Below are 11826 nucleotides of genomic sequence, written 5' to 3' on the forward strand. Positions count from 1 at the left end.
TTAAAAAAATAAATAGGAGTAAAAATGCCTCAATTAATTGATACAACTACAAGTAATCTTAATATTAAAAATATTCAATTACTAATAAAAAAATATCAATCTCCATTTTGGGTTTATGACGCCGACATAATCTATAATAAAATTCAACTTTTAAAAGAGTTTGATATTATTAGATTTGCTCAAAAAGCCTGTTCTAATACTCATATTTTAAACTTAATGCGAAAAAAATATTTAAAAGTAGATGCTGTATCATTAGGAGAAATAGAACGAGCTATAGTAGCTGGATTTAAAAAAAATAGCGATGAAATTATTTTTACTGCAGATTTATTTGATAATGAAACATTATCTAAAATTATTAAATATAATATTCCAGTAAATGCTGGATCATTAGATATGCTAAAACAATTAGGAGAAGTTTCTCCAGGTCATCATGTTTGGTTGCGAATTAATCCTAAATTTGGTTATGGGCATAGTAAAAAAACAAATACTGGAGGAGAAAATAGTAAACATGGAATTTGGGATCCAACTTTAGCAAAACCTATTATAAAAAAATATAAACTAAAACTAATAGGTTTGCATATGCATATCGGTTCGGGTGTAAATTACAAACATTTAAAACACGTTTGTCATGCAATGGTAGAAAGCGCAATACAAATAAATGAAAAAATAAGATTTATTTCTGCAGGAGGAGGATTGCCAATACCTTATAAATTTAATGAAAAACCTATTAATATAAAAAAATATTTCGCTTTATGGGATCAAGCAAGAAAAAAAATTTCTCAATTTTTAAACAATCCAATTCAACTGGAAATTGAACCAGGCAGATTTTTAGTTGCAGAATCAGGAATATTAATTTCTCAAATAAGAGCAATTAAAAAAATGGGAAATAAAAATTTTGTTTTAATTGACGCTGGATTCAATGATTTAATGCGACCTACAATGTACGGAAGTTATCATCACATATCTGTTATCCCATCAGACAATAGAGAAATTGAAAAAAATAAAACAATCGATGTAGTTATAGGAGGGCCTTTATGTGAATCAGGAGATATATTTACACAAAAAGAAGGAGGAGATATACAAACTAGAAAATTACCATTAATTAAAATAGGCGATTATTTAATTTTTCACGATACCGGTGCATATGGCGCGTCAATGTCATCAAATTATAATACTAGACCTCTTATTCAAGAAATATTAATAAAAAATAATACTTTTAAAACTATTAGGAGAAGACAAACGATTCAAGAACTATTAAGTTTAGAACAATAATAAATTTGTTTAATAACTATCAATAAAAAAGAGAACAAAAAAAAATATGTATATTAATTTTCCGCAATTCAATCCTATTATTTTTTCTATAGGTCCTTTTTCTGCGCATTGGTATGGTCTTATGTATGTTATTAGTTTTATTTTTGCGCTTTTTTATGGAAAAAAAATATTAAAAAAAAAAACATAAATAAAATTAGAATCGAATCATTTTTATATACTATTTTTTTAGGATCTTGCATTGGAGGAAGAATAGGATATATAATTTTTTACAATTTTTCATATTTTTCTCAACATATATTATGTTCATTTCATATTTGGGAAGGTGGCATGTCATTTCATGGAGGGTTAATAGGAGCTATTATTAGTATGTATTATATTTCTATAAAAAATAAAATTAAAATTTTAATTATTTCTGATTTTATTAGTCCTATAATACCTTTTGGTTTAGGTGCCGGAAGATTAGGAAATTTAATTAATGGAGAACTATGGGGACGAATCGCTCCTAATTTTCCATATGCAATGTTTTTTCCTAACGCAAAAAATCAAGATTTAGAGTTAATATTAAAATATCCTCAATTACAATCAATTTTAGAAAAATACGGAGCACTACCTCGTCATCCATCTCAAATTTATGAATTTATTTTAGAAGGTGTCTTGCTATTTTTAATAATCTATTTATTTGACAAAAAAAAAAGACCTATAGGCAGTACTAGTGGTATGTTTTTGTTTAGTTACGGAATATTAAGAATAATTGCTGAAATATTTCGAGAACCAGATTCTCAAATTGGATTAATTCAAAATTGTATTACAATGGGTCAAATATTATCAATTCCAATGGTTATATTTGGGATCATTATTATATTTATATCTTATTATAAAAAATCATAGAATTTTGAGATATTATGAAAGAATACTTGCAGTTAATAGAAAAAATAATTAAAAATGGAAAACCAAAAAATGATAGAACTGGAACAGGAACATTGTCTATCTTTGGCCATCATATAAGATTTAATTTAAAAAAAGGGTTTCCTCTTCTTACTACAAAAAAATGTTATATACCCGCTATTATTCATGAGCTTCTATGGTTTCTTCAGGGAGGCACTAATATTAAATATCTTAATAAAAATAAAATATTTATTTGGGATAACTGGGCTGATAAGTTTGGTAATCTAGGGCCAATTTATGGAAAACAATGGAGAAGTTGGAATACATCAGATGGTAAAAAAATTGATCAAATAAAAAATGTAATAAAACAATTAAAACAAGACCCAGACTCTCGCAGAATATTAGTGTCTAGCTGGAACGTTGGTGAAATAAATAAAATGTCTTTACCTCCATGTCACGTATTGTTTCAATTTTATGTATTTAAAAACAAATTAAGTTGTCAATTATATCAACGTTCTTGTGATGTTTTTCTTGGATTACCATTTAATATAGCAAGTTACGCGATGCTCATGCATATGATAGCGCAGCAATGTAATTTTGAGGTAGATGAATTTATATGGACAGGTGGTGATATTCATTTATATAATAATCATATTTCACTGGTAAAACAACAACTTCTTCGAAATCCTAGAAAATTACCAACATTAATAATAGCAAATAAACCTCGTTCATTATTTGATTATGTTTTTGAAGATTTTAAAATTATTAATTATAATCCTTATCCTTCAATTCATGGCACAATATCTATATAAAATCTTAAAAAATAGTTTCTTTATTTAAATAAAATAATTTTAAGCACAATAAGGTTTATATAACTAAAAAATGAAATATATATACATTAAAACCTGGGGCTGTCAAATGAATGAATATGATTCATCTATGATAGTAAAATATTTAGAAAAAACAGGTCAATATTTAATTACTAAAAATTCTGAAAAAGCGGATGTTTTAGTTTTAAATACTTGTTCTATAAGAGAAAAAGCTCAAGAAAAAGTTTTTCATCAATTAGGAAGGTGGAAAAAATTAAAAAATAAAAACGCTAATATTATAATTGCTGTTGGAGGCTGTGTAGCAACACAAGAAGGTAAAGAAATTTTTAAAAGAGCTAAATATGTAGATATTATATTTGGTACTCAAAGTTTACATAAATTACCGAAAATGATTGATGAAGTAGAAAAAAACAGAAAATTTGTTATTGATATTAGCTTCCCAAAATTAGATAAATTTAATAATTCTTTAACAATAACAAATAAAGGATACACAGCATCTATTTCGATAATGGAAGGATGTAATAAATATTGCTCTTTTTGTGTTGTACCATATACAAGAGGTCAAGAAATTAGTCGACCATCTGATGACGTTTTATTTGAAATAGCAAGTTTAGCTGAAAATGGTATAAAAGAGATTAATTTATTAGGACAAAACGTCAATGCATATCAAGGACCAACTTTTGATGGAAAAATTTGTTATTTTTCAGAATTATTACGATTAATTTCAGAAATAGATGGTATCGAAAGAATTCGTTTTACCACAAGCAACCCACTTGAATTTAGCGACGATATTATTGAAGTGTATAAAGATACTCCTAAATTAGTTAGCTTTTTACATCTTCCTGTACAAAGTGGATCGAACAAAATATTACAACTTATGAAAAGATCATACACTACAGAAGAATATGAAAAAATTATTGAAAAACTAATTAAAGCACGTCCAAATATTCAAATTAGTTCCGATTTTATTGTTGGTTTTCCGGGAGAATCTAAAAAAGATTTTAAAGAAACTATAAATTTTATAAAAAAAATTAATTTTGATATGAGTTATAGTTTTATATATTCAAGTCGACCAGGAACCCCAGCGTCAGAAATGAAAGATGAAATTAATATTAAAGAAAAAAAAGAACGTTTATATATATTACAAGATTGCATTAATAAACAAACTATGTCTTGGAGCAGAAAAATGTTAGGAAGTAAACAATGTGTTTTAGTAGAAGGTACTTCAAAAAAAAATGCTATGGAGTTATATGGAAAAACAGAAAATAATAGAATTGTAAACTTTCATGGATCACCGAAAATGATTGGAAAATTTGTTAACGTACAAATAAATGAAATACATACTCATGTTTTACATGGTAAATTATTATAAGAAATATATGAAAATAAAAGATTGTTTTATTTTAAATACACAAATAAATTGTAAAAATAAAGAAAAAATACCAAAAAAAATAATATTTAAAAAATGGTTAAGAAAAACTTTATATAAAAAAAAAATATTAAAGTTATTACAATTAGAATTGTAGACGAAATAGAAATAAAAAATTTAAATTTAATATATAGAGGAAAAAATTATCCAACAAATATTTTATCTTTTCGAGCAAATATTTTTATACAAAAAAATATAAAATTATTAGGAGATTTAGTAGTATGTAAAACAATTATAGAAAAAGAATCTATACAATATAATAAAACATTAGAATCTCGTTGGGCACATATGATTATACATGGAACGCTTCATCTATTAGGATATGATCATCAAAATAAAAAAGAACAAAAAATTATGGAAAATATAGAAAATAAAATTATGTTATCTTTGAACTATAGCAAACCATATTTTTAAAAATTAATAATTCTTTATAAAAATTATTTGCAACCTAACATTTTATAACATAAAACAGTAAAATATATTTTAAAATAGATAACTAAATATTATGAGTGAAAAAGATGCAAAAAGTTCAGAAAAAATTAATAAAAAAGGTTTTTTTTCTATTTTACTAAATCATATTTTTCATGATGAACCTAAAAATAGAGAAGAATTACTCAAATTAATTCGAGATTCAGAACAAAATGAACTGATTGATCAAGATACATGTGACATGTTGGAAGGCGTAATACATATTGCAAAGAAAAAAATTAAAGACATTATGATTCCCAGAACACAAATGATAATATTACAATTAAATTATAATTTAAACAAGTGCCTTGATATTATTCTAGAATCTGCACATTCACGTTTTCCAGTAATGAATAGTGATAAAAACTATGTAGAAGGATTTTTAATTGCTAAAGATTTATTACCATTTATGAGAAATTCAAATAAAAATTTTCATATAAAAAATATATTAAGACCTGCTTTTGTTGTTCCTGAAAGCAAATATGTAGACAGAATGCTAAAAGATTTTCGTTTAAAACGAACGCATATGGCAATAGTCATAGATGAGTTTGGGGCAGTGTCTGGATTAGTCACTATAGAAGACATTCTTGAATTAATAGTTGGTGATATTGAAGATGAATATGACGAAGAAGAAAAAGTTAATATTCGAAAATTACAAGAACATATATTTTCGATTAAAGCATTAACAGAAATAAAAGAATTTAATGATTTTTTTAAAACTCATTTTAGCAATGAAGAAGTAGATACTATTGGGGGATTAGTAATGAAAGCATTTGGACATTTGCCAAGTCGTGGAGAAAATATTAATATTAATGGATATAACTTTAAAATATCCTCGGCAGATAGTAGAAAAATAATACAAATACATGTAACTATTCCAGAGAAAACATTCCAAAAATAATATAAAAATAAAACCTATTTTATATTTATTTTTTATATATTGATTATCTATAGAAATACTTTTTTGATATAAGTAAATCTAAAATTTTATAAAAAATATTTATATTTAAAAATTTTTATTTATTTTAAAAAATATGAAAATTATTATAGAGAAACATTATGGAACAAGAATATTGTCCAAAAAATATTGAAATATATGTACAAAAATATTGGAAAAACAAAAAAACTTTTCACGTGTATGAAGATGAAACAAAAGAAAAATACTATTGCCTGCCAATGCTTCCATACCCTTCTGGGAAATTACATATGGGTCATGTGAGAAATTATACTATTAGCGATGTAATTGCAAGATATCAAAGAATGTTAGGAAAAAATGTTTTACAACCTATTGGTTGGGATGCTTTTGGATTGCCTGCAGAAGAAGCTGCTATTAAAAACAACACAATTCCATCATCTTGGACATATAAAAATATTAAATATATGAAAAAACAGCTAGAATCATTAGGTTTTAGCTACGATTGGGATCGAGAAATAACTACATGTAAACCAGACTATTATAAGTGGGAACAATGGTTTTTTATTCAATTATATAAAAAAAAATTAGTTTATAAAAAAAACAGTTTAGTAAATTGGTGCCCTTCCGATAAAACTGTATTAGCGAATGAACAAGTAATAAATGGTTGTTGTTGGAGATGTCAAAGTACTGTAATAACAAAAACAATCCCACAATGGTTTATAAAAATAAGAAATTACGCCGAACCTTTATATAATGATTTAAAAAAATTAAAAAATTGGCCTGAAAAAGTTAAAAATATGCAAAAAAACTGGATTGGAAGATCCGAAGGATTTGAAATTTCTTTTGATATTTACAATAGTAGTAAAAAAATTAAAATATTTACTACTAGAATAGATACGCTGATGGGAGTTACATATCTTGCTATCTCTCCTTTTCATAAATTTTCTATATATCTTTCAAAAAAAAATCAAATTTTAAAAAAATTTATTGAAACACAAAATAATGAAAATTTTTCTAAAGAAGAAATAGAAGCAAAAAAATTTTATGGAATAAATACTAATATATTCGCGATTCATCCTATTATAAAAAAAAAAATACCTATTTGGATAGCAAATTATGTGATTAATGATTATGGCACTGGGTCAATTATGTGTGTTCCAGGTCATAATGAAAATGATTGGAATTTTGCTATAAAAAATCATTTAAAAATTAAATATGTTATTCAACAGTCTAATATAAAAAATATACAATTAAACCAAAATACATTTTTTCCTGAAAAAGGAATATTAATTAATTCTGGAGAATTTAATCAACTTGATTATAATAACGCTATAAAAAAAATAAAAAAAAAGTTATCAGAAGAAAAAAAAATAAAAACAAAAATTATTTATAAACTAAAAGATTGGTGTATATCTAGACAGCGCTATTGGGGAACTCCAATTCCTATGGCAACAATGAAAAATGGTAAAATTGTTCCAATACCAGAAAAAGATTTACCTGTATTATTACCTGAAAAAATAAAAAATTCCGATTTATTAAAAAACTATTCAAATACAAAATCAACTTACTACACTACCAAAATTAATAATCAAACTGCTGTTAGAGAAACAGATACTTTTGATACATTTATGGAGTCTTCTTGGTATTATGCAAGATATACTTGTCCTCATTTTAAAGAAGGAATCATTAACCCTACAGCATCGAAATATTGGTTACCTGTTGATCAATACATTGGGGGAATAGAGCATGCTATTATGCATTTAATGTATTTTAGGTTTTATCATAAATTATTACGTGATTTTAAATTTGTTCAATTTGATGAGCCAGTAAAAAGTTTAATATGTCAAGGGATGGTGTTATCAGAAGCATTTTATCAGATTGGTCAAAATAATCAACGTCATTGGATTCATAAGTCTAACATATATATTGAAAAAAATATTAAAGGAGAAATCATTACGGCAAAAGATAAAAAAGGTAATAAAGTTATATATGCTGGAATGATTAAAATGTCTAAATCTAAAAATAATGGAATTGAACCAGAATTAATGATTAAAAATTATGGAGCTGATACAATTCGATTGTTTATTATGTTTGCTGCTCCTATAGAATCATCATTAGAGTGGAATGAGTCTGGAGTAAAAGGAATTTATCGATTTTTAAAAAAATTATGGAAATTATCATTTAATTACATTCAAATTAAACATAAATATAAAAATATAGATTTTAATTTGTTAAATAAAAAACAAAAAAATATGTATTCTTTATTACATAAAACAATCGCTAAAGTTTCTGATGATATCAATCGTCGAAAATCATTTAATACAGCTATCTCTCAAATTATGGAATTAGTTAATATACTTAGAAAATTTCAATTAGAAAACGAAGAAGATAAATGTATTATGAAAGATTCATTAATATCAGTTATAAAAATGTTATATCCATTTACACCTCATTTATGTTTTATCTTATGGAAACATTTAAATAAAAATTGCTTTATTGATAATGAAAGGTGGCCTGTTTTTCAAAAAAATTTTTTATTAGAAACAAATAATATATTAGTTGTTCAAATTAATGGAAAAAAACAATTCACTATAGAAATTCCGCATAATTTAACAAAAAAAGAAATTTTTATTTATGTTCAAAATCATTCATTTTTTCAAAAAAAAATAGAAAATAAAAATATAAAAAAAATAATTTATATTCCTAAAAAAATAATTAATTTTGTAATATAAAAACTTTTAATATGGTATGTTGTTTATATGAAATTTATATATTCAGAAGAATTAAAAAGAAAAATAATTAAAAATTTAAATTTATTTTATATTTTCTTAGGAGAAGATTTAATATTCTTAAAAAAAAATGAAAAAATAATATTAGATTTTGCTAAAAAACAGGATTTTAAAGAAAATAATATTATTAATGTAGAAAAAATTACAGATTGGAATAAAATAATAAGTTTTTATAGTTCAAATAATTTATTTTTTAAAAAAAAAGTTTTAATTATTAATTTAATTATAAAAAATTTAAATTCTTTATTAATAAAAAATATAAATAAATTATTTTTTGTTAAAAATTTAGATATATTAACAATATTAAAATTTAATCATTTATCTAATGATTTTAAAAATTATTTATTAAAACAAAAAAATATATTTAATGCTAATATTGTATGGTGTTTTACACCATATGGTTCAAATTTTAAAAAATGGCTATTATATGAACTAAAAGAAAAAAAAATAGAAATAACCGAAAATGCTTTTTTGTTATTATACAAATTTTATGAAGGAAATACTTTATTTATATATAATATCTTAAATATAATGATTCTTACATGGAAAAATGAAAAAATTACATCAAAAAAACTAAAAAATATTATTAATAAATTTGCTATTTTTACTCCATCGGATTGGATAAATTCGATTTTTGAAAATAAAATAAAACACGCTTTTTATATATTAGATACTTTTCGAAAACAAAAATATAATCCTCTTATTTTAGTAAGATCATTACAAAAAGATTTATTAACATTGGTTAATATGAAACGTGAAAAAAAAACAAATATGAATTTATTTTTTAAACAAAACAATATTTTTTTCAATAGAATTAAATTTTTTAATTTTGCAATTGAATCAATAAATTTTAATAATTTTTTAAAAGTAATTAGAATATTATTACAAACAGATATTAAAATTAAAGTAGAATATAATTACAATGTATGGACAGAATTAAAAACATTGACATTATTATTATCTTCAAAAATAAAAAATTAAAAATATCATAAAAAATGAAAGAAATATACGCAATCTTAGGGGGTAATTTTGATCCTATTCATTATGGACATATTCTTTCTGCAGAAAAATTAGCAAAAGAAATTTCAATAAAAAAAATTATATTATTACCAAATCAAAACCCTCCTCATCGATCTAAAACTAAAACACCTTTAAAACATAAATTGAAAATGATGGAATATGCTATTAAAAATAATAATTTATTTGAAATAAGCTTATTAGAAACAAAAAAAAAATTTTTTATACTGTAGAAACATTAAAAAAAATAAGATCAAAAATTGGATTTGCTAAATCATTATGTTTTATAATAGGAGAAGATAATCTAAATAATTTAAACTTTTGGAAAAATTGGAAAGAAATATTATTATATGTTCATTTATTAATTCTCCCGAGAAATGGTATAAAAAAATATGATAATGAATTAAAAAAATGGGTTTCTTTACATACTATTAAAAATAAAATTCATTTACATAAAAAATCATTTGGATATATTTTTTTTTCATCTATACCTTCTATAAAAATTTCTTCTACTCAAATAAGAAAAAATTTTGCTGATGGTAAAAGCTCACGTAAATTTATACCTATAGAAGTGGAAAAATATATTTTTTTAAAAAATTTATATTAAAATCTAATTTATTTAATATAAATATTAAACATTTTAAATATATAAAAATGAGAAAAATAAACGTTACATTAAATTTAATTGGACTTAAATGCCCAGAACCAATTATGATAATTCGAAAAACAATTAGAAAAATAAAACAAAATGAAACTATATTAGTTTTAACAGATGATCCATCTACTAAAAGAGATATTCCATATTTTTGTGATTTTATGAAACATCAACTTATTGAATGTTTTACTCATGTAAAACCTTATCGTTATTTATTAAAAAAAGGAGTTTATTAAAACATATGTTTAAAAAATTTAATATACACACATAGTGTGTATATTAGTGAAATTTATCATAATATTTTTAAAAAATAATTAAATATTAATTAATAATTTTAACATTCTTCTTAAAGGTTCTGCAGCACCCCACAACAACTGATCTCCAACAGTAAAAACTGAAAAATATTTATCACCAATATTTGATTTTCTCAATCTTCCAACTGGAATTGTTAACGTTCCAGTTACTGCGGACGGAGTTAATTTAAATATTGTTTCTTCAATATTATTTGGAACAAAATCAACCCATTTATTATGATTAATAATTATTTCTTCTATATTTTTTAATGAAATATTTTTATTTAATTTAACTAAAATGGATTGACTATGACATCTTATCGAACTTATACGCACACATGTTTCATCTATTATTATTTGATTTTTAGAATCTAGTATTTTATTCGTTTCAAACTGTCCTTTCCATTCTTCTCGGCTTTGACCAGTTTTCATGTCAATATCTATCCATGGTATTAAACTTCCAGCTAAAGGTACAGAAAAGTATTGTAATGGAAAGTTATCATCTTGAATTTTTTTAGTAACTTTTTTTATAATATCTAAAATTGAACAAACATTATTTGATAAATCCTTAGATACAGCGTTATATAACGCACCCATTTGTTTTAATAATTCGATAACATGTTTAGCACCTGCACCTGACGCTGCCTGATAAGTAGATACAGAAATCCACTCTACTAATTTACTTGAAAATAATCCACCTAAAGCCATTAACATTAAACTTACAGTACAATTACTTCCTACAAAAGTTTTAATTCCACTATTCAAAGCTTTTTTGATAACTTTCAAATTAATCGGATCTAATACAATAATAGAATCATTTTTCATTCTTAAAGTAGAAGCTGCGTCTATCCAATAACCCTTCCAATTACTTTTACGCAATTTAGAATAAATAGTATCAGTATAAACACTTCCTTGACATGTTATAATAATATCCATTTCCTTTAACAAATCGATATTATAAGCATCTTTTAGATTTTTAAATACTATGTTATTTATAATAGGACCATCTTGGCCTAATTGAGAAGTTGAAAAAAAATGAGGATTAATTTTTAAAAAATCATTTTCTTCTCTCATTCTATTTAATAAAACTGATCCCACCATACCACGCCAACCAATGAATCCAACAGATTTCATCATTAATAAATATACGGAGTTTTTACAAAAAATTTTAGTAAAAACTTTCCGACCTCCGAAAATAAATATAGTTATTATGTAATTTTATAAGTAATAGTTATTTATGAAAATATTAAATTTTATTAAAATTTTTAATAT

Annotated in this window: 10 protein-coding genes and 2 pseudogenes; 11 read left to right on the plus strand and 1 reads right to left on the minus strand. The window is 23.4% G+C overall.

Features of this window, described 5'->3' with window-relative positions; translation table 11 throughout:
• Positions 1-24: 24 nt before the first annotated feature.
• From lysA to tusA, 11 genes and pseudogenes are all read left to right on the plus strand, one after another.
• A complete protein-coding gene (lysA, locus tag D9V60_RS02225; RefSeq protein WP_158360717.1) occupies positions 25-1272 on the plus strand; it encodes a diaminopimelate decarboxylase in 1248 nt (415 codons plus the stop codon).
• A 121-nt stretch (positions 1273-1393) separates the two neighbouring features.
• Positions 1394-2160, plus strand: a pseudogene (gene lgt / locus D9V60_RS02230) (prolipoprotein diacylglyceryl transferase).
• A gap of 14 nt (positions 2161-2174) precedes the next feature.
• Positions 2175-2969, plus strand: coding sequence for a thymidylate synthase (thyA, locus tag D9V60_RS02235; RefSeq protein ID WP_158360718.1), 795 nt, complete (start codon positions 2175-2177; stop codon positions 2967-2969).
• Positions 2970-3039: 70 nt separating this feature from the next.
• Positions 3040-4359: a tRNA (N6-isopentenyl adenosine(37)-C2)-methylthiotransferase MiaB gene (gene miaB, locus D9V60_RS02240; RefSeq protein WP_158360719.1), complete on the plus strand. Its 1320-nt coding sequence runs from the start codon at positions 3040-3042 to the stop codon at positions 4357-4359.
• Between the two features lie 7 nt (positions 4360-4366).
• Positions 4367-4513: a hypothetical protein gene (locus D9V60_RS03125; RefSeq protein ID WP_180818872.1), complete on the plus strand. Its 147-nt coding sequence runs from the start codon at positions 4367-4369 to the stop codon at positions 4511-4513.
• Between the two features lie 29 nt (positions 4514-4542).
• On the plus strand, positions 4543-4830 hold the full coding sequence (ybeY, locus tag D9V60_RS02245; protein WP_261979259.1) for an rRNA maturation RNase YbeY: 288 nt from the start codon (positions 4543-4545) through the stop codon (positions 4828-4830).
• A 91-nt stretch (positions 4831-4921) separates the two neighbouring features.
• The gene (gene corC / locus D9V60_RS02250) at positions 4922-5785 is read left to right on the plus strand and encodes a CNNM family magnesium/cobalt transport protein CorC (protein WP_158360721.1); all 864 of its coding nucleotides are present in this window, start codon (positions 4922-4924) and stop codon (positions 5783-5785) included.
• Positions 5786-5943: 158 nt separating this feature from the next.
• Complete coding sequence (gene leuS / locus D9V60_RS02255) at positions 5944-8532, plus strand: leucine--tRNA ligase (protein WP_158360722.1); 2589 nt, start codon at positions 5944-5946, stop codon at positions 8530-8532.
• A gap of 27 nt (positions 8533-8559) precedes the next feature.
• Positions 8560-9570: a DNA polymerase III subunit delta gene (gene holA / locus D9V60_RS02260; protein WP_158360723.1), complete on the plus strand. Its 1011-nt coding sequence runs from the start codon at positions 8560-8562 to the stop codon at positions 9568-9570.
• 14 nt (positions 9571-9584) lie between these two features.
• A pseudogene (gene nadD / locus D9V60_RS02265) lies at positions 9585-10213 on the plus strand (nicotinate-nucleotide adenylyltransferase).
• A 47-nt stretch (positions 10214-10260) separates the two neighbouring features.
• Positions 10261-10497 carry a sulfurtransferase TusA gene (tusA, locus tag D9V60_RS02270; RefSeq protein WP_158360724.1) on the plus strand — a complete coding sequence of 79 codons (237 nt, stop codon included), beginning with the start codon at positions 10261-10263 and terminating at the stop codon, positions 10495-10497.
• A gap of 78 nt (positions 10498-10575) precedes the next feature.
• Here tusA and asd read toward each other — a convergent pair whose 3' ends face one another.
• A complete protein-coding gene (gene asd, locus D9V60_RS02275; protein WP_158360725.1) occupies positions 10576-11691 on the minus strand; it encodes an aspartate-semialdehyde dehydrogenase in 1116 nt (371 codons plus the stop codon).
• Positions 11692-11826: the final 135 nt, after the last annotated feature.

This window comes from Buchnera aphidicola (Aphis craccivora), assembly GCF_005082145.1.
GTDB lineage: Bacteria > Pseudomonadota > Gammaproteobacteria > Enterobacterales > Enterobacteriaceae > Buchnera > Buchnera aphidicola_U.

Coding starts and splice junctions, on each gene's coding strand:
- lysA (WP_158360717.1), top strand. CDS start 25: ATGCCTCAATTAATTGATACAACTACAAGTAATCTTAATATTAAAAAT.
- thyA (WP_158360718.1), top strand. CDS start 2,175: ATGAAAGAATACTTGCAGTTAATAGAAAAAATAATTAAAAATGGAAAA.
- miaB (WP_158360719.1), top strand. CDS start 3,040: ATGAAATATATATACATTAAAACCTGGGGCTGTCAAATGAATGAATAT.
- D9V60_RS03125 (WP_180818872.1), top strand. CDS start 4,367: ATGAAAATAAAAGATTGTTTTATTTTAAATACACAAATAAATTGTAAA.
- corC (WP_158360721.1), top strand. CDS start 4,922: ATGAGTGAAAAAGATGCAAAAAGTTCAGAAAAAATTAATAAAAAAGGT.
- leuS (WP_158360722.1), top strand. CDS start 5,944: ATGGAACAAGAATATTGTCCAAAAAATATTGAAATATATGTACAAAAA.
- holA (WP_158360723.1), top strand. CDS start 8,560: ATGAAATTTATATATTCAGAAGAATTAAAAAGAAAAATAATTAAAAAT.
- tusA (WP_158360724.1), top strand. CDS start 10,261: ATGAGAAAAATAAACGTTACATTAAATTTAATTGGACTTAAATGCCCA.
- asd (WP_158360725.1), bottom strand. CDS start 11,691: ATGATGAAATCTGTTGGATTCATTGGTTGGCGTGGTATGGTGGGATCA.